This is a genomic window from Variovorax sp. 05L425 (assembly GCF_056397705.1).
The window spans coordinates 55,748-82,024 of the sequence record NZ_JBFTNY010000011.1; the positions used below are offsets into that span (position 1 = coordinate 55,748).

At 63.0% G+C, this 26,277-nt stretch carries 24 protein-coding genes; 4 read left to right on the forward strand and 20 right to left on the reverse strand.

Annotated features, from left to right (window positions below):
* Together AC1DN9_RS14370 and AC1DN9_RS14375 are read left to right on the forward strand one after the other, a co-directional pair.
* Positions 1–1,089 (forward strand): phosphotransferase, encoded by a 1,089-nt coding sequence (locus AC1DN9_RS14370; RefSeq protein ID WP_478101228.1) that lies wholly within the window; start codon positions 1–3, stop codon positions 1,087–1,089.
* A 44-nt stretch (positions 1,090–1,133) separates the two neighbouring features.
* Positions 1,134–2,405, forward strand: a complete 1,272-nt coding sequence (locus AC1DN9_RS14375) for an acyl-CoA dehydrogenase family protein (protein ID WP_478101230.1) — start codon at positions 1,134–1,136, stop codon at positions 2,403–2,405.
* Positions 2,406–2,542: 137 nt separating this feature from the next.
* On the opposite strand, the gene AC1DN9_RS14380 is transcribed toward AC1DN9_RS14375, so the two are convergent.
* The 5 genes from AC1DN9_RS14380 to AC1DN9_RS14400 form a co-directional block, all read right to left on the reverse strand.
* The gene (locus AC1DN9_RS14380; protein WP_478101232.1) at positions 2,543–3,022 is read right to left on the reverse strand and encodes a GNAT family N-acetyltransferase; all 480 of its coding nucleotides are present in this window, start codon (positions 3,020–3,022) and stop codon (positions 2,543–2,545) included.
* Positions 3,023–3,030: 8 nt separating this feature from the next.
* Positions 3,031–4,365 (reverse strand): phosphoglucosamine mutase, encoded by a 1,335-nt coding sequence (gene glmM / locus AC1DN9_RS14385; protein WP_478101234.1) that lies wholly within the window; start codon positions 4,363–4,365, stop codon positions 3,031–3,033.
* Complete coding sequence (gene folP / locus AC1DN9_RS14390; protein ID WP_478101236.1) at positions 4,362–5,222, reverse strand: dihydropteroate synthase; 861 nt, start codon at positions 5,220–5,222, stop codon at positions 4,362–4,364. The genes glmM and folP overlap by 4 nt, the downstream gene beginning before the upstream one ends.
* A gap of 58 nt (positions 5,223–5,280) precedes the next feature.
* Positions 5,281–7,200, reverse strand: coding sequence for an ATP-dependent zinc metalloprotease FtsH (ftsH, locus tag AC1DN9_RS14395; protein ID WP_478101238.1), 1,920 nt, complete (start codon positions 7,198–7,200; stop codon positions 5,281–5,283).
* 166 nt (positions 7,201–7,366) lie between these two features.
* Positions 7,367–8,035 carry an RlmE family RNA methyltransferase gene (locus AC1DN9_RS14400; RefSeq protein ID WP_478101240.1) on the reverse strand — a complete coding sequence of 223 codons (669 nt, stop codon included), beginning with the start codon at positions 8,033–8,035 and terminating at the stop codon, positions 7,367–7,369.
* A 20-nt stretch (positions 8,036–8,055) separates the two neighbouring features.
* Between AC1DN9_RS14400 and AC1DN9_RS14405 the strand changes: the two genes are divergently transcribed.
* Positions 8,056–8,535 carry a YhbY family RNA-binding protein gene (locus AC1DN9_RS14405; RefSeq protein WP_478101242.1) on the forward strand — a complete coding sequence of 160 codons (480 nt, stop codon included), beginning with the start codon at positions 8,056–8,058 and terminating at the stop codon, positions 8,533–8,535.
* A 2-nt stretch (positions 8,536–8,537) separates the two neighbouring features.
* Positions 8,538–9,302 carry a glycosyltransferase gene (locus AC1DN9_RS14410; RefSeq protein ID WP_478101244.1) on the forward strand — a complete coding sequence of 255 codons (765 nt, stop codon included), beginning with the start codon at positions 8,538–8,540 and terminating at the stop codon, positions 9,300–9,302.
* Between the two features lie 30 nt (positions 9,303–9,332).
* On the opposite strand, the gene AC1DN9_RS14415 is transcribed toward AC1DN9_RS14410, so the two are convergent.
* The 15 genes from AC1DN9_RS14415 to ispC form a co-directional block, all read right to left on the reverse strand.
* Entirely contained in the window at positions 9,333–9,746 is a 414-nt protein-coding gene (locus AC1DN9_RS14415; RefSeq protein WP_478101246.1) for a DUF4149 domain-containing protein, read from the reverse strand.
* Between the two features lie 11 nt (positions 9,747–9,757).
* Complete coding sequence (greA, locus tag AC1DN9_RS14420) at positions 9,758–10,234, reverse strand: transcription elongation factor GreA (protein WP_478101248.1); 477 nt, start codon at positions 10,232–10,234, stop codon at positions 9,758–9,760.
* A 64-nt stretch (positions 10,235–10,298) separates the two neighbouring features.
* Entirely contained in the window at positions 10,299–11,168 is an 870-nt protein-coding gene (locus tag AC1DN9_RS14425) for a Kdo hydroxylase family protein (protein WP_478101413.1), read from the reverse strand.
* A gap of 149 nt (positions 11,169–11,317) precedes the next feature.
* Positions 11,318–14,563, reverse strand: a complete 3,246-nt coding sequence (carB, locus tag AC1DN9_RS14430; protein ID WP_478101250.1) for a carbamoyl-phosphate synthase large subunit — start codon at positions 14,561–14,563, stop codon at positions 11,318–11,320.
* Positions 14,556–15,740: a glutamine-hydrolyzing carbamoyl-phosphate synthase small subunit gene (gene carA, locus AC1DN9_RS14435; protein WP_478101251.1), complete on the reverse strand. Its 1,185-nt coding sequence runs from the start codon at positions 15,738–15,740 to the stop codon at positions 14,556–14,558. Before carA ends, carB begins: the two co-directional genes overlap by 8 nt.
* A gap of 137 nt (positions 15,741–15,877) precedes the next feature.
* Positions 15,878–16,654 carry a TrmH family RNA methyltransferase gene (locus tag AC1DN9_RS14440; protein WP_478101253.1) on the reverse strand — a complete coding sequence of 259 codons (777 nt, stop codon included), beginning with the start codon at positions 16,652–16,654 and terminating at the stop codon, positions 15,878–15,880.
* Positions 16,651–17,355: a ribonuclease HII gene (rnhB, locus tag AC1DN9_RS14445; protein WP_478101255.1), complete on the reverse strand. Its 705-nt coding sequence runs from the start codon at positions 17,353–17,355 to the stop codon at positions 16,651–16,653. Before rnhB ends, AC1DN9_RS14440 begins: the two co-directional genes overlap by 4 nt.
* Positions 17,327–18,481: a lipid-A-disaccharide synthase gene (lpxB, locus tag AC1DN9_RS14450; RefSeq protein ID WP_478101257.1), complete on the reverse strand. Its 1,155-nt coding sequence runs from the start codon at positions 18,479–18,481 to the stop codon at positions 17,327–17,329. Before lpxB ends, rnhB begins: the two co-directional genes overlap by 29 nt.
* A gap of 5 nt (positions 18,482–18,486) precedes the next feature.
* Positions 18,487–19,275: an acyl-ACP--UDP-N-acetylglucosamine O-acyltransferase gene (lpxA, locus tag AC1DN9_RS14455; RefSeq protein ID WP_478101259.1), complete on the reverse strand. Its 789-nt coding sequence runs from the start codon at positions 19,273–19,275 to the stop codon at positions 18,487–18,489.
* 13 nt (positions 19,276–19,288) lie between these two features.
* Positions 19,289–19,732 carry a 3-hydroxyacyl-ACP dehydratase FabZ gene (fabZ, locus tag AC1DN9_RS14460; RefSeq protein ID WP_478101261.1) on the reverse strand — a complete coding sequence of 148 codons (444 nt, stop codon included), beginning with the start codon at positions 19,730–19,732 and terminating at the stop codon, positions 19,289–19,291.
* On the reverse strand, positions 19,729–20,715 hold the full coding sequence (lpxD, locus tag AC1DN9_RS14465; RefSeq protein WP_478101262.1) for a UDP-3-O-(3-hydroxymyristoyl)glucosamine N-acyltransferase: 987 nt from the start codon (positions 20,713–20,715) through the stop codon (positions 19,729–19,731). The genes fabZ and lpxD overlap by 4 nt, the downstream gene beginning before the upstream one ends.
* A gap of 14 nt (positions 20,716–20,729) precedes the next feature.
* Complete coding sequence (locus tag AC1DN9_RS14470; RefSeq protein ID WP_478101264.1) at positions 20,730–21,260, reverse strand: OmpH/Skp family outer membrane protein; 531 nt, start codon at positions 21,258–21,260, stop codon at positions 20,730–20,732.
* A complete protein-coding gene (gene bamA / locus AC1DN9_RS14475) occupies positions 21,260–23,665 on the reverse strand; it encodes an outer membrane protein assembly factor BamA (RefSeq protein WP_478101266.1) in 2,406 nt (801 codons plus the stop codon). The genes AC1DN9_RS14470 and bamA overlap by 1 nt, the downstream gene beginning before the upstream one ends.
* A gap of 39 nt (positions 23,666–23,704) precedes the next feature.
* Complete coding sequence (rseP, locus tag AC1DN9_RS14480; RefSeq protein ID WP_478101268.1) at positions 23,705–25,075, reverse strand: RIP metalloprotease RseP; 1,371 nt, start codon at positions 25,073–25,075, stop codon at positions 23,705–23,707.
* A 21-nt stretch (positions 25,076–25,096) separates the two neighbouring features.
* Positions 25,097–26,275: a 1-deoxy-D-xylulose-5-phosphate reductoisomerase gene (gene ispC, locus AC1DN9_RS14485; RefSeq protein WP_478101415.1), complete on the reverse strand. Its 1,179-nt coding sequence runs from the start codon at positions 26,273–26,275 to the stop codon at positions 25,097–25,099.
* Positions 26,276–26,277 lie beyond the last annotated feature (2 nt).

The following is a 26,277-nucleotide window of genomic DNA, read 5'->3' on the forward strand; positions in this document are numbered from 1 at the left end:
ATGACCCAGGACTTCGACAAATTCGTCGGCACGCGTGCCGTCTCTCCGCAACACCTCGTCGACATCGACGCGCTGACCGCTTGGCTCGAAAAGAACCTCGACGGATTCAAGGGTCCGCTCACGGTCGAGATGTTCAAGGGCGGCCAGTCCAACCCGACCTACAAGCTCATCACGCCTACGCAAAGCTACGTGATGCGCGCAAAGCCGGGTCCGGTCGCCAAGCTGCTGCCGTCCGCGCATGCCGTCGAACGCGAATTCAAGGTCATGAGCGGCCTTGCAGGCACCGACGTGCCGGTGCCGCGCATGTATTGCCTGTGCGAAGACGAAGCCGTGATCGGCCGCGCCTTCTACGTCATGGAGTTCATGTCGGGCCGGGTGCTGTGGGACCAGGCCCTGCCTGGCATGAGCAACACCGAACGCGCCGCGATCTACGACGAGATGAACCGTGTGATCGCTGCGCTGCATTCGGTGAAGTTCGCCGAACGTGGCTTGGCCGACTACGGCAAGCCCGGCAATTACTTCGAACGCCAGATCGGCCGCTGGAGCAAGCAGTACGTCGCGTCGATCACGCAGCCGATCCCCGAAATGGACCGGCTCATGGAATGGCTGCCGGCGCATATTCCGGCCAGCGCCCGCGACGCGAAGATGACATCGATCGTCCACGGCGATTACCGCCTCGACAACCTGATGTTCCACGCCACCGAGCCGCGCGCAATCGCGGTGCTCGACTGGGAACTCTCCACGCTCGGACATCCGCTCGCCGACTTCAGCTACCACTGCATGTCGTGGCACATCCCGCCCGGCTCGTTCCGCGGCATCGGCGGCCTCGACCTCAAGAGCCTTGGTATCCCGACCGAGAGCGAATACATCCGCAAATACTGCGACCGCACCGGCATCACGACGCCCGAAGCACTCGCACCCGACTGGAACTTCTACCAGGCCTACAACCTGTTCCGCATGGCCGCGATCCTGCAAGGCATTGCCAAGCGGGTCGAAGCCGGCACCGCGTCGAGCGAGCAAGCCGTGGCCTCAGGCCGCGGTGCGAGACCGATGGCCGAAATGGCATGGCAATTCGCTCAGCGCGCATGAGCCCGGCGATGAAAGCCTGAACCCTTACCCACCCAGGAGACGAAATGGACTTCGAATACTCGGCCAAAACCAAAGACTTGCAGAGGCGCGTCACGGCCTTCATGGAAGACCACATCTACCCGGCAGAAGCCGAGTACACGGCGGAGCTGGCGGCCAACACGGCGGCCGGCAAGCGCTGGACTGCGCTCAACACCGTCGAGAAGGTCAAGACGAAGGCCAAGGCCCAGGGCCTGTGGAACCTCTTCCTGCCGGTCGACAGCGCCGCTGCATCGGGCTATGAAGGCGCGGGCCTGACCAACCAGGAATACGCGCCCCTGGCCGAAATCATGGGTCGAGTGCCATGGGCGAGCGAGGCTTTCAACTGCTCGGCACCCGACACCGGCAACATGGAGACCATCGCGCGCTACGGCTCCGATGAGATCAAGGCACGCTGGCTCAAGCCGCTGCTCGAAGGCGAGATCCGCTCGGCGTTCGCGATGACCGAGCCCGAAGTGGCATCCAGCGATGCCACCAACATCTCGACCCGCATCGAGCGCCAGGGCGACGAGTACGTCATCAATGGCCACAAGTGGTGGATTTCCGGCGCTGCAGACCCGCGCTGCGCGGTCTACATCACCATGGGCAAGACGGAACCCGATGCACCGAAGCACTCGCAGCAGAGCATGGTCATCGTGCCGGCCGACGCCAAGGGCATTCGCATCGTGCGGCCGCTCAATGTCATGGGCTACGACGACGCGCCGCACGGCCACGTCGAGATGTACTTCGAGAATGTTCGCGTCCCCGTCGGCAACATCCTGCTGGGTGAAGGCCGCGGCTTCGAGATCGCGCAAGGCCGCCTTGGCCCGGGACGCATTCACCATTGCATGCGCCTGATCGGCCTGGCCGAGCGCGCCTTGGAACTGATGTGCAAGCGCGCCTCCTCGCGCGTGGCTTTCGGCAAGACCGTGGCATCGCAGACCGTGACGCAGGAACGCATCGCCGAAGCGCGCTGCAAGATCGACATGGCGCGACTGCTGACGCTCAAGGCGGCATGGCTCATGGACGTTGCGGGCAACAAGGTCGCCAAGACCGAAATCGCGATGATCAAGGTGGTGGCGCCGAACATGGCCTGCCAGGTCATCGATTGGGCCATGCAGGTCCACGGCGGCGGCGGCATGTGCGACGACTTCCCGCTCGCCTATGCCTACGCCGGCGCGCGCACGCTGCGTTTTGCGGACGGCCCGGACGAAGTCCACCGCAATGCCATCGCGAAGTGGGAACTGGGCAAGTACGCGCCCAGCAAGGCCGACGACGCAATGCCGGTCACGAGGTTTTAAAGCTCGCCCCCAGGTTGCCCGCACTTCGTGTCGGACGCCCACCCCCTGCCGGGGGCAACACCAGCGGCCCGGCGAAGCCGGTTCCGCGGTGTTTCACCAACGGGCCGGGTTTCTCCGGCCATTGATCTCGGTCCCGATCAAAGCTTCTTCTGCAGGAAGACGGCGGTGCCGAAGGCCGGGTCGAGTTGGTAGTTCGCAAAGCCTTCGCGCTCATACGCCCGAAGCGCGCTCCGGTTTCCCGAAAGCACTTCCAGCGTAAGCTTGCACGCGCCCCGAGTTCGCGCCTCGGCCTCCACGTGGGTGAGCATCTGCTGGGCGACCCGCTGCCCCCGATGCGTGGCCAAGACCACGACGTCATGGACGTTCACGAGCGGCTTGCACGCGAAGGTCGAAAAGCCCTCGATGCAATTGATGAGGCCGACGGGTTGCTCTCCGTCGTAGGCCAGCACGCTGAAGGCTTGCGGCCGTGCTGCCAACGCTTCGGGCAATTCGGCAAGTACGCTGGAGGCAAGCGCCGTGCCGCCTCCTGCGGCGTCGCGCGCGTAGGCGTCGAGCAGGTCGACAAGGGCGCGTGCGTGCACAGGATTGCGGTAGTCCGCCATCAAGACGTCAATCATGGCGAGCCTCAACCCGCTTCGACCGCTGCGACCAGCCGTCGGGCGCAAGCCTCGGCCTGCGCGGCGTCCTTGGCCTCGACCATCACACGCAGTAGCGGCTCGGTGCCACTGGCCCGAATCAGCACGCGGCCCGAGTCGCCCAGTTCAGCCTCGGCGCGCTCGGTTTCGGCCGCGAGCGTCCGGTTGGCCTTCCAGTCCTGACCTTCGGTCAGGCGCACGTTGATGAGGGTTTGCGGAAAGAGCGTCACGCCGACCAGCAGATCGGCCACGCTGCGACCGCTGCGCACGCAAGCCTGAAGCACCTGCAGTGCGCTGACGATGCCGTCGCCCGTGGTGTGGCGGTCCAAGGCCAGCAGGTGGCCGGAGCCTTCCCCGCCGAGCAGCCAGTTGCGCTTGTCGAGCTCCTCGAGCACATAGCGGTCGCCCACGCGGGCTCGCACGAACTCAATCCCTTGAGCCTTCAGGCCTACCTCGACGGCCTTGTTGGTCATCAGCGTGCCGACCACACCAGCAGGCTTCTCGCCGCGCGCGATGCGCTCCATGACCATCAGGTACAGCAGTTCGTCGCCGTTGAAGAGCCGCCCGCTCGCATCGACAAGTTGCAGGCGATCCGCGTCACCATCGAGCGCAATGCCGTAGTCGGCACCCTGCGCCTTCACGGCGTCGATCAGGGCCTGCGGATGCGTCGCGCCGAAGCCCTTGTTGATGTTGAGTCCGTCAGGCGCGCACCCGATGCTCGTCACTTCCGCACCCAGTTCGTGGAAGACGGCGGGTGCCACCTGGTAGGCCGCGCCATGCGCCGCGTCGACCACGAGCTTGTGATTCCGCAGCGTCAGATCGTTGGCGAACGTACTTTTGCAGAATTCGATGTATCGCCCGGGCGCGTCATTGAGCCGGCGCGCCTTGCCGAGATTTTTCGAATCCACCCAGACCGGTGCCTCATCGAGCACAGCCTCGACGGCCAATTCCCAGTCGTCGCTGAGCTTGGTGCCATGCGCACTGAAGAACTTGATGCCGTTGTCCGGATAGGCGTTGTGGCTCGCGCTGATCACGACACCCAGGCTCGCGCGCTGCGCACGCGTCAGGTAGGCCACGCCCGGCGTCGGCAGCGGGCCGAGCAGAACGACATCCACGCCAGCCGAATTAAAGCCCGATTCGAGCGCCGACTCGAGCATGTATCCAGAGATGCGCGTGTCCTTGCCGATCAGCACGGTCGGCCGCGCCTCGGATTTCTTTAGCACGCGCCCCACGGCATGCGCCAGACGCAACACGAAGTCGGGCGTGATGGGCGCTTGGCCGACCGTCCCTCGAATGCCGTCGGTGCCGAAATATTGTCTTGTCATCGTTGTACTTCCTGTCTTTGTTGTTCTTGCTTCATCGCGCGCCAGACGGACAGCGCCGCCACGGTTTCACGCACATCATGCACGCGCACGATCGAAGCCCCCTGCTCCACCGCCAGCACCGCAGCGGCCACGCTGGGCACCAGGCGTTCGCCAGCCACCTCGATGCCGGTCACGGCACCCAGCGACGATTTTCGAGACCAGCCCGCGAGCACGGGCCAACCCGAGGCGAGCAGTTCGCGTTGACGACCCAGAAGGGCGAAATTCTGCGCGACGGTCTTGCCGAAGCCGATGCCCGGATCGAGCACGATCCGGTCGGCCTGAACGCCCAGCGCCGTCAGCGCCATGGCGTGCTCGGCCAGGAACGCATGCACGGCAGGAACGACATCGCCGCTCATGGGTGCGACTTGCATGGTCTGCGGATCGCGGTGCATGTGCATCAGGCAAACACCGCATGACGGATGAGCCGCCACAGCCCCCATCGCGCCGGGCCGCCGCAGCGCCCAGACATCGTTGACGATATCCGCACCGAGGTCCAGCACCACACGCATCACCTCGGACTTGTAGGTGTCGACAGAGATCGGCACTCCGAGCTTCACCGCTTCGCGCACCACGGGCACGACGCGCGCCAACTCTGCATCGAGAGGGACGGCAGGACTGCCCGGACGGGTCGATTCGCCCCCGATGTCCAGGATGTCCACGCCCTCCTCGACCAGCTGCGCGCAGTGACGCACCGCCGCATCGGCCGACGCATGGGCGCCGCCATCGGAGAAAGAATCGGGCGTGACGTTGACGATGCCCATCACCTTGGGCTGCGTCAGATCGATCGCGAATCGCGAGGTCCGCCAAATCGCTGTCATTCCGCGGCTCCATGAAAAAACGGGGCCAGAGGCCCCGTTGATCGCCAAAGCGCCATGCTCAGGCCGCGGTCGGCGTCGGATCGGGATTCACCGCCGGCGTCCCGCCGCTGCCGCCGCCACTGCCGGACGGCGGAATGCGCGGCGTCCAGTCCTTGGGCGGACGCGGCGCACGACCAGCCATGATGTCGTCGAGTTGCTCCGTGTCGATGGTTTCCCATTCGAGCAGCGCCTTCGCCATCGCGTGCATCTTGTCGCTGTTCTCTTCGATCAAGCGACGCGCCAGAGCGTACTGCTCGTCGATGATGCGGCGAACTTCGGCATCGACCTTCTGCATGGTCGACTCGCTCATGTTGGTGGTCTTGGTGACCGAGCGGCCGAGGAACACTTCGCCCTCGTTCTCGGCATAGACCATCGGACCCAGCGATTCAGTCATGCCGTAGCGCATCACCATGTCGCGAGCGATTTGGGTTGCTCGCTCGAAATCGTTGCTGGCGCCCGTCGTCATCTGGTGCATGAAGACTTCTTCGGCAATACGACCACCGAACAGCATGCTGATCTGGTTGAGCATGTATTCGCGGTCGTAGCTGTAGCGGTCCTGCGCAGGCAGGCTCATCGTCACGCCGAGGGCACGGCCGCGCGGGATGATGGTGACCTTGTGCACCGGGTCGCACTTGGGCAGGAGCTTGCCGATCAGCGCGTGGCCGGACTCGTGATAGGCCGTGTTGCGGCGCTCTTCCTCGGGCATGACCATGCTCTTGCGCTCGGGGCCCATGAAGATCTTGTCCTTGGCCTTCTCGAAGTCCTGCATCTCGACCACGCGCGCATTGCGGCGCGCGGCCATCAGCGCGGCTTMATTGCAGAGGTTGGCCAGATCGGCACCCGACATGCCGGGCGTGCCGCGCGCAATGATGCTTGGGTTGACGTCCTGCCCCAACGGCACTTTGCGCATATGGACGTTGAGGATCTGTTCGCGGCCCCGAATGTCCGGCAAGGTCACATAGACCTGACGGTCGAAGCGGCCCGGACGCAGCAGCGCGGCGTCGAGGATGTCCGGACGATTGGTCGCGGCGACGACGATCACACCAAGGTTGGTCTCGAAGCCGTCCATCTCGACCAGCATCTGGTTGAGGGTCTGCTCTCGTTCGTCGTTGCCGCCGCCCAAGCCAGCACCACGCTGGCGGCCGACTGCATCGATTTCGTCGATGAAGATGATGCAGGGGGCGTTCTTCTTGGCGTTCTCGAACATGTCGCGAACACGCGCAGCACCCACGCCGACGAACATTTCGACGAAGTCGGAACCGGAAATCGAGAAGAACGGAACCTTGGCTTCACCGGCGATGCTCTTTGCCAGCAGCGTCTTGCCGGTGCCCGGAGGGCCAACCAGCAGCAGGCCACGCGGGATGCGACCGCCGAGCTTCTGGAACTTGGCCGGGTCCTTCAGGAAATCGACGACTTCCTTCACCTCTTCCTTGGCCTCGTCGCAGCCCGCGACATCGGCGAAAGTCACCTGGTTGTTGTTCTCGTCCAGCATGCGCGCCTTGCTCTTGCCGAAGCTGAATGCGCCACCTTTGCCGCCCCCCTGCATCTGTCGCATGAAGTAGACCCACACGCCGATCAGGAGCAGCATCGGCCCCCAGCTCACCAGCAGCGTCATGAGGAGCGAGCCCTCTTCGCGCGGCTTGACGTCGAACTTGACGTTGTTGGCGATCAGGTCGCCGACCAGGCCCCGGTCGAGATAGGTGGCCGTCGTTCGGATCTTGCGGTCGTCATTGGTGATCGCAACGATCTCGCTGCCGCCTTGGCCTTCCTGGATCGTGGCGCTCTTGATGCGGTTATTGCGCACCTCCTCGAGGAAGTCCGAATAGCCGATGTTGCCTGCGCCGGCAACGCCGCGGGTGTCGAACTGCTTGAACACAGTGAACAACACCATCGCAATGACGAGCCATACGGCAACTTTGGAAAACCACTGATTGTTCAAACGAAGCTCCAGTCGAAAGCGCGTGGCTGAAAAACTAAAAACGCGCTGTGGGCACGCAATTGGCGGCTATTTTAGGCTTTTCAACCTGCGAAACAGGCTGATTTCCCTATAGCAGCCATAGGAGGCAAGCGGTTTTAGGGGGTGGCATCCACAACAGCCTGCGGTATCAATTCGTATCCAGGGCCTTGAGCCCGATGCCCACCATGAAGGTTTCCGCGGACTTATCGCGCGAAGCCTTGGGTTTAAAGGGTTTTACGACGCGAAAGTTGTCCTTGAAAAGCTTCGTCAGGTCGTTATAGCCGCTGCCGTGAAACAGCTTGGCGACCAGCGTTCCTTCAGGCTTCATGTGGTGACGGGCGAAGTCGATCGCAAGTTCGATCAGGTGCGCGATGCGTGCGGTGTCAGCGGACGCGATGCCGGAGAGATTCGGCGCCATATCGGAAACGACCACATCCGCCAGCCGTCCGGACATCGCCTCGGACAACCGCTCCAGCACCTCGGCCTCACGGAAATCTCCCTGCAGGAAGGTCACTCCCTCGATCGGCTCCATCGGAAGGATGTCGAGCGCGATGATGGTGCCGGCAAGTTCTCCCGCAGCCGCTCCGCCGGGCGACAGCCGCCGCCGCACATATTGGCTCCAGGCTCCCGGCGTCGAGCCCAGATCGACCACCAGGTGGCCAGGTTTGATCAGGCTCAAGCTTTCGTCGATTTCCTTCAATTTGTAGGCCGCGCGAGCTCTGTAGCCCTCTCGCGCGGCGAGTTTGACGTAGGGGTCATTCACATGGTCGTGCAGCCACGCTTTGTTGACCTTCTTGGCTTTCGGTTTGGGATTCATTGACACTCGATAATACGGGGATGCCCGCCATTCAACTTACCCCTGCGCAGCGCAAGGTGCACCGCTCCGAAGCGCACCATCTGGACCCGATCGTCATGATCGGCGGTGACGGGCTGACGCCAGCCGTGAAGAAGGAAGCCGACGCCGCGCTCAAGGCCCACGGCCTGATCAAGGTGCGCGTCTTCTCCGACGACCGAACCGCCCGCGAAGCCATGCTCCAGACATTGGCCGACGAGTTGGGCGCTGCGCCGATCCAGCACATCGGCAAGCTGCTCGTCCTCTGGCGGCCCATTCCGCCGAGAGAACGTGAAATCGACGAAGACCGCATGCCCGGCCCGCGCGACGTCAAGGTCATCAAATACAGCAAACGCGCCGGCCAACGCCCTGAAATCAAGACCCTGCGGGTGCTTGGCAATCAGCGGCTCACTCCTGGCGGCACGATCAAGCGCGCCAAGGCGAAGAAGCCCCTGTCCGACAAGAAACGGCGCCAGGCGGATTGAGGATGCAGCCCGAGACCGCGGCAGGACCGCAGCGACACATCCTGTGCATGAAATGGGGCACCAAGTACGGGCCCGAATACGTCAATCGCCTCTATGCCATGGTGCGCCGGCACCTGAGTGGGGATTTCAAGTTCGTCTGCCTGACTGACGACAGCCAGGGCATCCGGAGCGAGGTCCAGTGTTTTCCGATTCCGCCCCTGGATCTGGAATTGGCGCCGGGCCAGGTTGATCGGGCCTGGAAGAAGCTGACCACTTTCGAGCAAGACCTCCACGGGCTGCGTGGTACGGCGCTCTTCGTCGACCTGGACGTTGTCGTGGTCGGCAGCCTCGACGAATTCTTCGAATACCCGGGTGAGTTCCTGATCATTCACGACTATGAACGCCCGTGGCGGCGACGGCGAATCACCGGGAACTCATCCGTGTACCGCTTCGAACTGGGTGCGCACCCCGACGTTCTCGCCCACTTTCGCGAGAACATGGACGCGGTGCAGGACCAGTTCCGCAATGAGCAGACCTACTTGTCGGACTTCATGTACCGCAAGGGCACACTGGCTTACTGGCCGGAGGCGTGGTGCCCGAGCTTCAAGTACCACGGGATCCCGGCCTGGCCAACCAACTATTGGCGCGAGCCTTTCGTGCCGGAGGGCGCGAAGATCATGGTTTTCCATGGGGAATGCAATCCGCCCGATGCGCTGGCGGGACGACGCAATCGCCGCTTCCGGTTCATCCGGCCGGCGCGCTGGATCACGCAGTTCTGGAAGGCCTGATCGCAGGCCGGCGCTCCGCGGGGGCTCTGATCAGCCGCGGCGCGGGCCCATGCGCCAGAGCAAGGCGCCCGCACAGGCCCATTGCCCCAGGTACATGGCACTCCCCAGGGAATGCCAAAGCTTGAGGTTTTCGCGCGCCATGATGTGCGGTGCGACCGCGTATTGCTGCAACAGGGCGAGCAGCATCGCAGTGATGACCAGGAAGACGGCGGTTCGCGCGGCTGGCGTTACGCGCTCGTCGGCCTGCGAGCGAAAGTGCATCAGCAGTATCAGGCCGCACGTCAACGCCACCCAAGTCTGCGCCGCGAACAATTGCCCCGCGAAATTGCCCGCGACTGCCAGGCTGTCGAGCTTCGCAAAAAGCATCGGCACGACAAGAAAACCGATCGTCGTCAGGCTTCCCCACCAAAAGGCAGCCAGCAAGAGCGCGACGCGATCCTTCATCCAACCCAAGCTCAGAGGTAGCTGACGGCCACGATTTCGTAGCGTTTCACGCCGCCGGGCGCCTGGACTTCGGCGGTATCGCCCTCTTCCTTGCCGATCAGCGCGCGGGCGATCGGGCTCGAGACATTGATCAGGCCCTGTTTCAGGTCGGCCTCGTCCTCGCCCACGATCTGGTACTTGACGGCTTCGCCGGTCTTCTCTTCTTCCAGTTCCACGGTGGAACCGAAGACGACCTTGCCCCCCGCATCGAGCTCGGACGGATCGATGATCTGCGCCGCCGACAGCTTGCCCTCGATGTCCTGGATGCGACCCTCGATGAAGCCCTGGCGGTCCTTGGCGGCTTCGTATTCAGCGTTTTCGCTGATGTCACCCTGCGCGCGGGCTTCCGCGATCGAATTGATGACGCCGGGGCGGTCGACGGTCTTGAGCCTTTGCAGCTCTTCGCGCAGCTTCTCGGCGCCGCGCTTGGTGATGGGAATGGTTGCCATGGGGTTGCTCCAGAAAGCGAAACCGCCGAACGCTGCCGTTCGGCGGTTGAAGGGAGAGAAAAGATCAGACGAGCTTGCGTCCGGTCAGCCGGCTCAGAATGGCGAGCGGGCTCGATTCGGGATTGTATTGCCTTGCGGCGGGCAGATGCAGCGTCTGTTCGAGCATGTACTGTCCGGACATGACGGCGTGGGAAGTCTGGTCCGAGAAGCAAACCCAGACCGAACCCGCCGGAAACGGCACCGTTTCCTGCTCGGCGTTCTTCTGGTATTCGAGGTCGGACTTCATGCCGTCGTGCAGTTGCAGCATGAGGTGGTCGTATTCGCTGCGCAGCGACTTCGTCACGCGCAGGGCGCGGAGCAGCTTCGCCTGCAAAGACGAATACGGCTTGGCTCGCGGAAGGAACCGCCGGGCAACCGTCTCGAAAGGCTCACCAACCCGCCAAACGCGCGGTGCGCCATCTGGGTTGGCGTTGGTGAACACGCGCAGGATTCTCTCGCCGTAATTCGGACGCGAAGGAAAGGCGTCCACGTGCAGTCGACGGTCATCGGCCCGCCATGACTGAACCCGCGTTTCAACTTGCGCCGGGCGATAGCTGGTCGGCGCGAGCCGCAAAGCCGGTGTGTAGTGCGGCAGCAGGCCGTGAATCAACTGCTGGGCCTGTGCACGGAAACGTCCGATCATCGCGGCGACCGCGCGCTGGCGCTCTTCGTCGCCCGCCACGCCCTTCAGACGTCCATTGGCATCGAGGCTGATGTTGCGAACATCGGGCGACAGGACCGCCGGTGTCAGCAACGACCGCTCCTGCGGCAGCAGATCAAATCCGAGTCGTGGGAAATACAGAACCTTGCCGGCTTCAAGCGCGGCGATCCACGCTTCGTTCGCCGAAGCAGCATTCCAGTCCGCCAGATCGAGTTCTACGAGCTGGGTGTCCATACAAAGTCTCCTTCGACTGCATTCTGTGGTCATCTCGATCGCAAAGCCTTGCGCTTCATCAGAAACCAAGCGCAGCGAGGCCCGTTCCAGGAACACCGCGGAACCGGCTCCGCCGGGCCGCTGGTGTTGCCCCGGCAGGGGGTGGGCGGCTACACGGAGTGAGCCAACCTGGGGGCGAGCAACTGGCTATGCATCTCCTGGACTGAAATGACGTCGAGGTCATTCATGTGCCGCATGCCCTCGACGGCCGCTTCAGCGCCGAAGATGGTCGTGAACGTCGTCACACGCGCCAGAAGCGCAGAGGTGCGAATCTGGCGCGAGTCGGCGATCGCATTGCGCCGCTCTTCCACCGTGTTGATGACCAGCGCAATCTCATTGTTCTTGATCATGTCGACGATGTGCGGACGGCCTTCGGTGACCTTGTTGACGACCGCGCAAGCGACACCCGCTGCATTGATTGCCGCCGCGGTGCCCTTGGTCGCAATGAGCTCGAAACCCAGCGCGGCCAGCCCGCGCGCGACATCCACTGCGCGCGGCTTGTCGTTGTTCTTCACCGAAATGAAGACACGGCCGGACTTCGGCAGGTGCGTGCCGGCGCCCAGTTGCGACTTGACGAAGGCTTCGCCGAAGGTCTTGCCCACGCCCATCACTTCGCCGGTCGACTTCATCTCGGGGCCGAGGATGGTGTCCACGCCCGGGAACTTCACGAACGGGAACACGGCTTCCTTGACGCTGAAGTACGGCGGCGTGACTTCCTTCGTAACACCCTGCGAGGCCAGCGACTGGCCGGCCATGCAGCGAGCGGCTACCTTGGCCAGCTGGATCCCTGTCGCCTTGCTCACGTAAGGCACGGTGCGGGAAGCGCGCGGATTCACTTCGAGAACGTAGATGACGTCCTGGCCGTCCTTCTCCTGGATCGCGAACTGCACGTTCATCAGGCCGACCACGTTCAGCGCCTTCGCCATCGCAGCGCTCTGGCGCTTGAGTTCAGCGATGGTCTCGGCCTTCAGGCTGTAGGGCGGCAAGGAGCACGCGGAATCGCCCGAGTGCACACCGGCCTGCTCGATGTGCTCCATCACACCGCCGATGAGCGTATTGCCTTCCGCATCGCGCAGGCAGTCGACATCGCATTCGACGGCGTCGTTCAGGAAGCGGTCCAGCAGCACCGGCGAATCGTTGCTCACTTTCACGGCCTCGCGCATGTAGCGTTCGAGGTCGCGCTGCTCGTGGACGATTTCCATAGCGCGGCCGCCCAGCACGTAACTCGGACGCACCACCAGCGGATACCCCAGCGCAGCAGCTTTCTCGAGCGCCTCGGCTTCGGTGCGAGCGGTGGCGTTCGGCGGCTGGCGCAGCTTGAGCTCGTGGAGCAGCTTCTGGAAGCGTTCGCGGTCTTCGGCCGCGTCGATCATGTCGGGCGAAGTGCCAATGATCGGCACGCCGTTGGCTTCCAGGTCGAGCGCGAGCTTGAGCGGCGTCTGGCCGCCGTACTGCACGATCACGCCGGTCGGCTTTTCCTTGTCGACGATTTCGAGCACGTCTTCGAGCGTGAGCGGCTCGAAGTACAGGCGGTCGCTGGTGTCGTAGTCCGTCGATACCGTTTCGGGATTGCAGTTGACCATGATGGTCTCGTAGCCGTCCTCGCGCATCGCCAGCGCGGCGTGCACGCAGCAGTAGTCGAATTCGATGCCCTGCCCGATGCGGTTGGGACCGCCGCCGAGCACCATGATCTTCTTCTTGCTGGTGGGTTCGGCCTCGCACTCGTCCTCGTAGGTCGAATACATGTAGGCGGTGTTGGTCGCGAATTCGGCCGCACAGGTGTCGACGCGCTTGTAGACCGGGCGGACACCCAGTGCGCGGCGCTTTTCGCGGATCGCGGTGTCGGTGGTCTTCAACTGGCGCGCGAGGCGGCGGTCGGAGAAGCCCTTCTTCTTGAGCGCAAGCAGCGTATCGCGGTCGATATCGTCGAGGGACTTGGTTTCGAGTTCGAGCTCGATCTTCACGATTTCCTCGATCTGCACGAGGAACCAGGGATCGATCTTCGTCAGGGCGAAGACTTCGTCCACGCTCAGGCCCATCGCGAAGGCATCGCCGACATACCAGATGCGGTCGGGGCCGGGCTCGCCGAGTTCCTTTTCGAGAACCTCGCGGTCCTGCGTCTTCTCGTTGAGACCGTCCACGCCGACTTCGAGGCCACGCAGGGCTTTCTGGAACGACTCCTGGAAGGTGCGGCCCATGGCCATCACCTCGCCCACCGACTTCATCTGCGTCGTCAGGCGCGAATCGGCCTGCGGGAATTTCTCGAAGGCGAAGCGCGGGATCTTGGTGACCACGTAGTCAATGCTGGGCTCGAAACTCGCAGGCGTGGCGCCGCCGGTGATCTCGTTGCGCAGTTCGTCGAGCGTGTAGCCCACCGCCAGCTTGGCGGCAACCTTGGCAATCGGGAATCCCGTGGCCTTGGAGGCCAGCGCAGACGAACGCGAGACACGCGGATTCATCTCGATGACGACCATGCGGCCGTCCTTCGGGTTGATCGAGAACTGGACGTTCGAGCCGCCAGTATCGACGCCGATTTCGCGCAGCACGGCCAGCGAGGCATTGCGAAGGATCTGATATTCCTTGTCCGACAGCGTCTGCGCGGGCGCGACGGTGATCGAGTCGCCCGTGTGCACGCCCATTGGATCGAGGTTCTCGATCGAGCACACGATGATGCAGTTGTCGGCCTTGTCGCGCACGACTTCCATCTCGTACTCTTTCCAGCCGAGCAGCGATTCTTCGATCAGCAGCTCGTTGGTCGGCGAAGCCTCGAGGCCGCGCTTGCAGATGGTGTCGAACTCTTCGGGGTTGTAGGCAATGCCGCCGCCCGTGCCGCCGAGCGTGAAGCTCGGGCGGATCACGACCGGGAACCCGACGGTCTTCTGCACCGCCCAGGCCTCATCGAGCGAATGCGCAATGCCGGAGCGCGCGGAGCCCAGGCCGATCTTCGTCATCGCATCCTTGAACTTCAGGCGGTCCTCGGCCTTGTCGATGGCCTCGGGCGTGGCGCCGATCAACTCGACCTTGTACTTGTCGAGCACGCCGTTGCGCCAGAGGTCCAGCGCGCAGTTGAGCGCGGTCTGACCTCCCATGGTCGGGAGGATCGCGTCGGGACGCTCCTTGGCGATGATTTTCTCGACCGTCTGCCAAGTGATCGGCTCGATGTAGGTCACGTCGGCCGTGGCCGGGTCGGTCATGATCGTTGCGGGGTTGCTGTTGATCAGGATGACCTTGTAGCCCTCCTCGCGCAACGCCTTGCAGGCCTGCACGCCGGAGTAGTCGAATTCGCACGCCTGCCCGATGATGATCGGGCCGGCACCGATGATGAGGATGCTCTTGAGGTCTGTGCGCTTAGGCATTCTTCTGTCCTTCTTTGTGACTTTGCATGAGTGCCGTGAAGCGATCGAACAGATAGCCGATATCGTGCGGACCCGGCGAAGCCTCCGGGTGGCCCTGGAAGCAAAAGGCCGGCTTGTCGGTGCGTGCCAGCCCTTGCAGCGTGTTGTCGAACAGGCTGATGTGCGTGGGGCGCAGGTTGGCGGGCAGGCTCTTCTCGTCGACCGCGAAGCCGTGGTTCTGGCTGGTGATGCTCACTCGGCCGTTGTCCAGGTCTTTCACCGGATGGTTGGCACCGTGATGGCCGAACTTCATCTTGAAGGTCTTCGCGCCCGAAGCCAGCGCCATGATCTGGTGGCCGAGGCAGATTCCGAAGACCGGGATGCCGGTTTCGATCAGTTCGCGCGTGGCGTTGATCGCGTAGTCGCAAGGCTCCGGGTCGCCCGGGCCGTTCGCCAGGAAGATGCCGTCGGGACGCAGCTTGAGCACGTCGGCGGCCGGTGTCTGTGCCGGTACGACGGTGATTCGCGCGCCGCGCTGGGCGATCATGCGCAGGATGTTCTTCTTGACGCCGTAGTCAAACGCGACGACGTGGAACTTGGGTGTGATCTGCACGCCGTAGCCGGCACCGAGCTTCCACTCGGTCTGCGTCCATTCATAGGTTTCCTTGACCGACACGACCTTGGCGAGATCGAGCCCTGACATGCTCGGCGCCGCCTTGGCTGCAGTAACCGCCTTGTCGATCAGTGCCTGGGAGACTGCTTCACCTTCGGCCAGCCCGAGGATGCAGCCGTTCTGCGCGCCGTGCGTGCGCAGATGACGGGTCAGCTTCCGGGTGTCGATGTTGGCGATGGCGACGGTGTTGCCGCGCACGAGGTACTCGTTCAGTGTGGCGGTCCCGCGGAAGTTCGATGCAACGAGCGGCAGGTTCTTGATGATGAGGCCTGCGGCATGGATCTTGTCGGCCTCGATATCTTCCTCGTTGACGCCATAGTTGCCGATGTGCGGGTAGGTGAGCGTCACGATCTGCTGGCAGTAGCTCGGATCGGTCAGGATTTCCTGGTAACCGGTCATGGCGGTGTTGAACACCACTTCGCCAGTCGTGACGCCGGTGGCGCCGATCGAGTTGCCGAGAAAGACCGTGCCGTCTGCAAGCGCCAGGATGGCGGGCGGGAATTTTCCCTTGAGAGACAAAAGCACTGGGATCTCCGGATGGATGACGCCCAAAGCGAACCCAAGAAATGACTTTGGGCTGCGACTTTCGTCGAGGAGTTGGCTTGCGTGCGCTGAGGGCGAGGGTGTGAGCGGGAAAGCCCTTGATTATAGCCGTCGCCTGCTCAAGAAATGGCTCCGGCCGCGCTTGCATGCAAGCAGATCGCAGCAGCAGCAGCCACGTTGAGTGACTCTTCGCCGCCCGGTTGCGCGATCCTGATGTGCCGAGATGCGCGCGCCTCCAGTTCGGCCGAAACGCCCTGCCCTTCATGGCCCATCAACCATGCGCACGGGTGGGGCAATTGGGCTCGATGAAGCCAGTCGCCGCTGTGCGAACTGGTCGCGATGCAGGGCACAGTCAGCGTGTCCAATGCATTGATCTCTGCCGACTCGATCAGCCTGAGGCCGAAATGGGCACCCATGCCGGCGCGTAGCACCTTCGGCGCCCAGAGCGCGGCCGTTCCCTTCAGCGCGATGACCTGTGTAAATCCGAATGCGGCCGCGCTCCGCAAGATGGAGCCGACGTTGCCCGCATCCTGCAACCGGTCGAGCACCACGGTGGGCGCAGAAGGCTCGACGCCGGAGGGCAATGGCAAATCGAGCACGAAACCCATGGGCGCAGGCGACTCCAGGCCACTCACGCCGGCCAACAGCGCATCCGCGACCACAACGGTTTTCGCTGCCGCATTCGTCCATTCGCGTCCTGCCGATGGCCATTGCGACTCGACAAATACCGCAATCGCTGCCCGGACGCCGCGATCGCGGGCCGCCCGGCAAAGGTGATCGCCTTCGAGCCAGACGCGCCCCGTCTTCCGGTAGGCGCCAGGCTCGTGCGAAAGCTTCCGCAGTTCCTTGAGTAGCGGATTGTCCCGCGATGTCACGTGGCTGACTTCGGAAGTCACGAGGTCATCCGTATCTCGATACGAGCCGCCTGCACCACCATCTCGCTTGCGACGGGGGCGGCGGGCTCGACCGAGTTGGCCGTACGCATCAGGGCTGCTGCGACCGGGCTGAACGATTTCCGGTGATGCACGCAGGCGCCATGTCGCATCAACGCATCCAGGTGCTCGGGCGTGCCGTAACCCTTATGCCCTGCAAAGCCGTACTGTGGGAATTCAGCGTGCAGTTGCTCACACAGGCGATCGCGATGAACCTTCGCCAGGATCGACGCGGCCGAGATCGCCTTGACGCGGGCGTCGCCCCTGACGATGGCTTCTGCCAGCACGTCGAGCGTGGGCAGTCGATTGCCGTCGACCAGCACCTTGGCCGGCTTCAGCCGCAAACCCGCGACGGCACGCCGCATGGCAAGCATCGTCGCCTGGAGGATGTTGTGGGTATCGATTTCCTCGACGCTCGCCTGCGCCACGGAGCAGCACAAGGCCTTGGCGAGGATCTGGTCGTTGAGGCGCTCGCGCTGCAAGGCGGTCAGCGTCTTCGAGTCGGCGAGTCCGCGGATCGGACGCTGGTCGTCCAGAATGACCGCCGCGGCGACGACAGGCCCCGCCAGCGGGCCTCGGCCAGCCTCGTCGACGCCGGCGAGCAAGCCCGGCGCATCCCATGCCAGGGTGGCCTGTTCAGCCTTCAAGAACTTTCTGGATCGCATCGGCGCACAGTGTCGGCGTATCGCGGAGCAATTCTGTATGCAGCGCGCAAAAACGTTGTTGCAAGGCGTGAACCTTCTCGGGCGCAGCAAGCCACTCAAGCGTCGCTTCGGCCAGCGCCTGGGGCGTCGCGTTGTCCTGCAGCAGTTCAGGCACGACGAACTCGCCGGAGAGGATATTTGGCAGCCCGACCCACGGTTGAAGTTGCTTGTGCCGCATGACCAAGTTCCACGTCAGCGAGTTCACGCGGTATGAGATCACCATCGGCCGCTTGAACAGCGCGGCTTCGAGCGTGGCGGTGCCGCTGGCGATCAAGGTCACGTCGCAGGCGGCCAACGCGGGGTGCGATTGACCATCGAGCAACTTTACGTTCCCCGCCATCGCGCTGTCCTGCAGCAGTTGTTCCATTTCGGCGCGCAAGTTCGGAAGGACAGGCAGGATGAACTGAAGCGACTGCCGGGATTTGCGCATCAGCGCGGCGGCGGCAAAGAACAGCGGAGCGATGCGCCGGATCTCCGAACGCCGGCTTCCGGGGAAAAGCGCGACCACGGTCGCATCTGCGTCCAGTCCCAGGGATGTCCGGGCGGCAGCTTGGTCGGGCGCCATCGGAATGACGTTCGCGAGTGGATGGCCGACATAAGTGGCGGCCACCCCGTGCCTGGCGAGCAGTGCCGGCTCGAACGGGAAGATGCAAAGGACGTGGTCGGCAGCGGCGCGCAGCTTCTCCACGCGCTCCGGCCGCCACGCCCAAATCGAAGGACAGACGAAATGCGCCGTCTTCATGCCCCTGCTTCGCAGTGCCACCTCGAGGTCCAGGTTGAAATCCGGCGCGTCGACACCGATGAAGATGTCTGGTTGTTCGCGAAGCACTCGCGCCCGCAATTGCCGCCGGATGCCGGCAATCTCCGGATAGTGGCGCAGAACCTCCACGTAGCCACTGACGGCAAGCTTCTCCTGTGGCCACCAACTCTCGAATCCACGCGCGAGCATCCGCGGGCCGCCGATGCCGACCGATTTCATGTCGGGCCAACGTGCCTGCAGTCCGTCGAGGAGCAGGCTTGCAAGCAGGTCGCCCGATGCCTCTCCTGCGACCAGCGAGAAGCGTCGCGATACAGCCGCTGTCGTCATTGCCTTCAGCGCGCGATACCGCTAACTGCGCTGCCGAGGAACGCATGCATGTGCGTCACGTCCGCCGCTGCGGCAGGCATCTCCGCCGCCAGGCGGGCGATTCCTTCCCGGGCCTCGTCGAGCGTCTTGCCCTGTCGGTACAGCAACTTGTGCATCTCGCGAATGGCCGTGATCCGCTCTGCTGAAAAATCGCGCCGACGCAGCCCGACGAGGTTGACGCCTCGCACGACCAGCGGGTTGCCGTCCACCACCATGAATGGCGGAACGTCCTTGCCCACGTGGCTTGCAAAGCCGACCATCGAATGCGCTCCAATCCGCATGCGCTGAAGCACGCCGGTGAGACCGCCGACGGTGGCCCAATCCCCGACTTCCACATGACCCGCCAGTGTCACATTGTTGGCCATGGTGATCTCGTTGCCGAGCTGACAATCGTGCGCGATGTGCACGTACGCCATGATCCAGTTGTCATCCCCGACCCGCGTGGTGCCGACGTCCTGCGTGGTACCCAGGTTGAACGTGCAGAACTCGCGAATCGTATTGCGATCGCCGATCACCAGTTCCGTCGGCTCACCCGCATATTTCTTGTCCTGCGGCACCGCGCCGAGCGAGGCGAACTGGAAGATGCGGTTGTCGCGTCCGATAGTGGTCCGACCTTCGATCACGCAGTGCGCGCCGATCGTGGTCCCGGCCCCCACCCGGACGTGCGGTCCGATCACGGCATAGGGCCCGACACTCACTGTCGGATCGAGCTCAGCCTTGGGGTCGACGATGGCCGTCGGATGAATCAGCGTCATGCCCACCGCAGGTTCAATTGATCTGGCGCATTGCGCACATCAGCGTGGCCTCGCATGCCAGTTCGGCCCCGACCAACGCGCGCCCCTTGAATTTCGAGATGCCAGCCTTCATGCGCTCGATCTCGACTTCCAGCGTCAATTGATCGCCCGGCTCCACCGGCCGCTTGAAACGCGCGCCATCGATGGCCGCGAAGTAGTAGACGGTGTTGTCATCCGGAATGATGTCCAGCGAATGGAACGAGAGCAACGCGGCCGCTTGCGCCATCGCCTCGAGCATCAATACGCCGGGCATCACGGGTCGATGCGGAAAGTGGCCATTGAAGAACGGCTCGTTCATGGTCACGTTCTTGAGCGCCTTGATGTGCTTGCCCTTTTCCATTTCGAGCACGCGATCCACAAGCAGAAAGGGATAGCGGTGAGGTAACAGCTTGAGGATTTGATGGATATCGAGCGTCATGATTTCTTGTCCTGCATCGTCATTTTTTCCAGCGCCTTCAGGCGCTCGCGCAGACTGTGCAGTTGCTTGAGCGTGGCTGCATTCTTCTCCCAGGCGGCATTGTCGTCGATGGGAAACACGCCGGTGTAATGGCCGGGCTTGTGAATGGATCGCGTCACCAACGAGTTGGATGAGATGTGCACGTGATCGGCGATCGTGAGATGCCCCAGGACCCCCGCCCGGCCACCGAGCGTGCAGTACGCGCCAATGGTCGCGCTGCCGGCGACTGCGGCGCAACCGGCCATGGCCGTGTGCTTGCCCACGCGAACGTTGTGGCCGATCTGGATGAGGTTGTCGAGCTTGACGCCGTCCTCGATCACAGTATCTTCGAGGGCACCTCGATCGATGCAAGTGTTGGCGCCGATCTCCACATCGTCCCCTATGCGCACAGCACCAAGTTGCTCGATCTTGATCCAGGCACCCTCTTGCGGGGCGAGGCCGAATCCATCCGCGCCGATCACGACGCCCGGATGCAGGAGACAGCGGTCCCCGATGACGCAATCCTCACTCACCGTGACTCGGGACTTCAGGACGGTGTCCGCGCCGATGCGCGCCCCTCGCTCGATGACGCACAGCGCGCCAATTCGGGCGGTCGGGTCGATCGAAGCGTCTGGATCGATGACGGCACTCGGATGAATGCGCACCGCGTCGGGTCGTGCATGCGTTTTCTTCCAGAGCTGCGTCAGCCGGGCGAAATACAGGTATGGATCCGGCGTCGAAATGAATGCTCCGCGCTCGGCGGCGGCGTCCCGCATGGCAGGCGCCACGATCACACAGCCCGCCTTGGAGGCAGCTAGCTCCTTGCGATATTTGGGATTGCTCAGAAAGCTGATGGCGTCTGCTTGTGCCACCGAAAGCGGCGCCAGCCGCTCGATGGACAACGCCGGATCGCCCTCAAGCTCGCCCCCGAGGGCATCAACGATTGCACCTAGCCGTAGTGACACGCCGATTTGCGGCGCTACTTGCCGCCGTTCGAGGTCGACGCGTTCAGCGCCTTGATCACCTTTTCGGTGATGTCGTGCTTGGGGTTGATGTAGATCGCTTCCTGCAGGATCGCATCGTACTTTTCAGCTTCAGCCACCTGCTTGACCACGCGGTTGGCGCGCTCGTAGACCTGTTGCAGCTCTTCGTTCTTGCGAGCGTTCAGATCTTCCTGGAATTCGCGGCGACGTCGCTGGAAATCCCGGTCTTGATCGATCAGCGCACGCTGACGCGTCATGCGTTGCGTTTCGGAAAGCGTCGGAGCCTCTTTTTCGAACTTCTCGGAGGCGGCCTTGAGCGCTTCACCCTGTGCGGTCAAATCCTTCTCGCGCTTGAGAAACTCAGCCTCCAGCTTTGCCTGTGCTGCCTTGGCGGGCAAAGCCTCGCGCAAGACGCGATCAGGATTCACAAAACCGATGCGGAAGGTTTCCTGCGCGTGGGCAGGCATCCCCACCGCCATGAAGGCGGGGATCAGCAGCGCACCTGCGGCACGAAGCAATGGGGTCATTAGAAGGAAGTTCCGATCTGGAATTGCAGGCGTTGGATTCTATCCTCCGGGATACCATTCGCCGGGTCTGCCTTCTGGTAAACGACAGGAATGGCGTACGCCAGGCGAAGCGGGCCGAGCGGCGAAATCCAGCTGATCCCCAGGCCGACGGACGCACGGATCTTCGTGATGGCGTCCCACTGCGCGTTGGTGGAGAACGAGTCACGCTCTGCCCACACGTTGCCGGCATCGAAGAATCCGTAAAGACGCAGCGTCCGGTCGTTGCCAGCACCCGGGAACGGGGTGCTCAACTCGGCATTGAAGATGGCCTTCTTCGTGCCGCCCAGCGCCGCGCCCTCAGTCTGCCCAAGGATTGGCACGTCCTTCGGTCCCAGGGAGTTCTGTTCGAAGCCGCGAACCGACCCCAGGCCACCGGCATAGAAGTTCTTGAAAATCGGATAAGTATTGTCACCAAACGCCTTGCCATATCCCAACTCGCCGTTCAGCGCGAATGTGTACTGCTTGTTGAGCGGGAACCACTGCTGGTATTGGTAGCTGCCCTTGTAGTACTTCATGTCGCCACCGGAACCGACTTCGAGATTGGCCCGCTGCAGGCGGCCACGGGTCGGAACCAGCGCGCTGTCTCGATCATCACGAGCCCAGCCGACGGTCAGGGGAATACCCCAGACTGAATTGTTCTCGCAAAACAGAACAATGCCGTTCGGTCCTGTCGTACACCCGAAGTAGTCACGATACGACTGCGGGGTCAACGCAGAGATCGAACTGCCGGGGTCGAAACGGTAGCGCTCGAGACCCGCACCAAAGAAGACCGTGTCGACTTCGCTGAACGGGACACCAAAACGGATGTTGCCCCCCTCGTTCACCAGCTTGTAGTCGCCGTCGACGGTGTAGTACGGCCGGGTGGTCGTGCTGTAGAGGCTGAAGGTGCGCGAGATGCCGTCCTTTGTGAAGTAGGGATCGGTGGTGGTCAGCGAGATTGTGCGGTTGTACTTGCTCGTGTTGACCTGCACGCCCAGGTAGTTGCCAGACCCGAACACGTTTTCCTGGGAGATGCCAAAGGTCAGGGAAACCTTCTCTGCCGTGGAAAAGCCGGCACCCAACTGCAACGAGCCGGTCGGCTTTTCAGTCACGTTGATCGTCAGGTCGACCTGGTCGGGCGACCCGGGCACTTCCTGGGTGTCGACATTGACATCGGTGAAGAATCCCAGCCGGTCGACGCGATCGCGCGACAGCTTGATCTTGTCGCCGTCATACCAGGCAGCCTCGTACTGCCGGAACTCACGCCGGATGACTTCATCGCGCGTGCGGTTGTTGCCGCCAATGGAGACACGGCGCACGTACACCCGTCGACCTGGATCGGCGTTCAAGGTCAGCGCCACGCGATTGTTGACGCGGTCGATCTCAGGCTCGGCCTGAACGCGTGCAAACGCAAAGCCGAAGGAACCGAAATAGTCTGTGAACGCTTTGATCGTCTCGGTAAGCTGTTCGCCGTTGTAGGGTTCGCCGGGCCTGATCGTCACCAGCGACTTGAACTCGTCTTCACGCCCCAGGAAATTGCCGGTGAGCTTGACGCCGGAGACGACGAACTTCTCCCCTTCGGTGATGTTGACGGTCACGGCCAGGTCCTGGCGGTCCGGCGAGATGGCGACCTGCGTCGAGTCGATGTGGAACTCAAGGTAGCCGCGCGACAGGTAGTAAGAGCGCAGCGTCTCAAGGTCGGCATTGAGCTTGGCGCGCGAGTACTGGTTGGATTTGGTGTACCAGCTCAACCAGCCGCCGCTGTCCTGATCGAAGAGACTGAGCAGTGTGGATTCACTGAAATCCTTGTTGCCAACGATGTGCACTTCGCGAATACGCGCAGGCTCGCCTTCGGTCACGGTAAAGGTGAGATTGACCCGGTTGCGCTCAATCGGAGTGACCGTGGTCACAACCTGCGCGTTGTAAAGGCTCCGGCTCACGTATTGGCGCTTTAGTTCCTGCTCCGCGCGGTCAGCCAGTGCCTTGTCGAAGGGGCGCCCATCGGCGAGACCCACCTCACGCAGCGACTTCAGAAGCGCCGCCTTGTCGAATTCCTTCGTCCCGACAAAATCGACCTCGGCGATGGTCGGCCGCTCTTCGACGACCACAACAAGCACATTGCCGTTGACGTCGATTCGTACATCCTTGAACAACCCAAGATCAAACAATGCGCGGATCGCTGCCGATCCACGTTCGTCGTTGTACGTGTCGCCTACGCGAAAAGGCAGCGAGGCGAAAATCGTACCCGGCTCCACGCGCTGGAGTCCTTCGACGCGAATGTCGCGAACCGTGAAAGGTTCGACCGCCCAGGCCGCCGTAGCGGCAATCGCGCTGGCCACCACTGCGGMGACGCTGCGCAGGCGAAAGCGACTGAATGTTTTGTTCATCTGTGAAATTGCGCCAGCGCGGAACGGGCCGGCAGATAGTTAACCAAAGAGCCGCGTGACGTCGTTGAAGAGTGCAATGGACATCATGACGAGCAACAACGCAACACCGCCGCGTTGAAGCCTTTCCATCCAAGCATCCGAGACACTCCTGCCGGTCAGGCCCTCCCAAAGATAATACATCAGGTGCCCTCCATCGAGGACCGGCAGCGGCATGAGATTCAGCACACCCAGACTGACGCTGATCAGCGCCAGGAACACCAGGTACTGGGTGAAGCCGAGGCTCGCAGACTTCCCTGCATAGTCGGCGATCGTCAGTGGCCCGCTCAGGTTCCTGAGTGACGCTTCCCCGATGACCATCTTGGCCATCATGCGCACGGTGAGCGCAGACACCTCCCACGTGCGGACAAGACCATGCCAGAGCCCGTCTACCGCGCCTTGCCGCACAAGAACCATCTCTGGCGGAGTCCCCACGTAAGCGCCGATACGACCGACCTTGATGGCCCCTTCTTCACGCACCTCGGGCACGACGTCGATCTTGAGCACCTGATCGCCGCGTTCAACTTGCCAAGGTTGGACCCGGGGCTGGCCGCCATCGACCGAAGCGCGGATCACCTCGCGCAATTGCTGACCGTCAACGATCGGCGTGCCGCCCACCGTACGCACCACATCGCCGGAACGCAGCCCAGCATGCTCCGCTGCACTTCCCGGCATCACCTCGCCGATCTCAGGCCGCGTCAATGGAGCGACGACGCCGATCTTTCGGAACATCTGCGCATCGGCATCCTTGGCTTCGATGCGACTCAGCGGCAATACGAGTTCGCGAGACGGGCGCCCGCCCTCACCCGCGATTTCGAGGGTGAGGTCGCGCCCGTCGAGCGCGCCGCGCGTCATGCGCCACCGCAAGTCCTCGAAGGACTGCACCGGCTCCAGTGCGCCGTCAAACCCTGCCCGCGTGACGTGCTCGCCGCCACGCAGCCCCGCGGCTTCCGCCAGAGATGCGGCCACGGGGTGCGCAAGCTTCGCTGCCGGCTCCTGCACGCCGATCCAACTGACGAGCGTGTAGAGCAGTACCGCCAGAAGCAGATTTGCGATGGGACCTGCCGCGACGATGGCGGCGCGCGACCGCAAGGGCTGCGTATTGAACGCGCGATGCCGCTCCTCAGGGAGCACCGGGCCCTCGCGCTCATCGAGCATCTTCACGTACCCGCCGATCGGGAACATACCGATCACGAATTCAGTGGATTGCCCTGGATGCTGACGCTTCGGCTGCCAGCGATAGAGCGGCGCGCCGAAACCGACTGAGAAGCGCAGCACCTTCACGCCGCACGCTACCGCTACGCGGTAATGACCATACTCGTGGACTGCAATCAGCAAGCCGAGCGCGACAATGAAGGCAACGACTGTGAGCATGGAGTATCCGAAAGTTGGTGGTCAGACAGCGAAGCGCAATGCGGCTGCGTTGGCTGCGGCACGGGCGCTGGCGTCCAGGGCGAGCAAGTCCCCGAGTGATTGCGGCTTGGAGGGGCGCACTGCCTCCAAAGTTTCCATGTTCACCGCATGAATTCGGTCGAAGCGAAGTCGGCGATCCAGGAAGGCCTCGACGGCTACTTCGTTGGCAGCGTTCAGAATCGCCGTCGTACCGGGCGCGGCGCGCAGTGCGTGCCAAGCCAACTCGAGACCGGGGAATAGCGCCGAATCTGGCGGGTCGAAGGTCAACGCCGCCATCTGGCGGAAATCGAGTCTGCTGGCACCGCTCTCGATGCGTTCGGGCCACGCGAGACCCACGGCGATGGGGACCCGCATATCCGGCGTGCCGAGTTGCGCAATCACCGATGAGTCGGTGAACTGAACCATCGAATGCACCACGCTCTGCGGATGAATCACGACCTCTATCTGCTCCGGTCGCACGCCGAACAGGTGGCGGGCCTCGATCACTTCGAGAGCCTTGTTCATCATCGTCGCGGAGTCCACCGAGATCTTTCGGCCCATGACCCAGTTGGGATGGGCGCAGGCCTCCTCCGGGGTCACGCTGATCAGCGACGCTGGCTCGCGGGTGCGGAACGGCCCTCCGGATGCGGTCAGGATGATCTTGTCGATCCGCCGGGCCCACGTCGCCGGATCCTCCGGAAGTGATTGGAAAATTGCCGAGTGTTCGCTGTCAATCGGCAAAAGCGTCGCCCCACCCTGTCGCACGGCGCTCATGAAGAGTTCGCCGCCGACGACCAGCGCTTCCTTGTTGGCAAGCAAGAGACGTTTGCCCGCTCGGGCCGCGGCCAGACAGGGTCCCAGCCCTGCAGCGCCGACGATGGCAGCCATGACGGCATCGGTCTCCTCATGGGACGCGATGGTTTCGATGGCGTCTCTGCCTTTCAATACTCGCGTCGGCAATCCGTTCTGCTTCAGCTTGTCGGCGAGAAGATCCGCGTGCGGCGCACTGGCCATGGCGGCGAATTTCGGTGAGAAGCGCGCACATTGAGCAAGCATCTCATCGACCTTCGTTGCCGCCGACAAGGCAAAGACTTCAAAACGGTCGGGATGTCGAGCGATCACGTCGAGCGTGCTCACACCGACGGATCCCGTCGAGCCGAGCACAGTGACGCGCTGTCTGATTG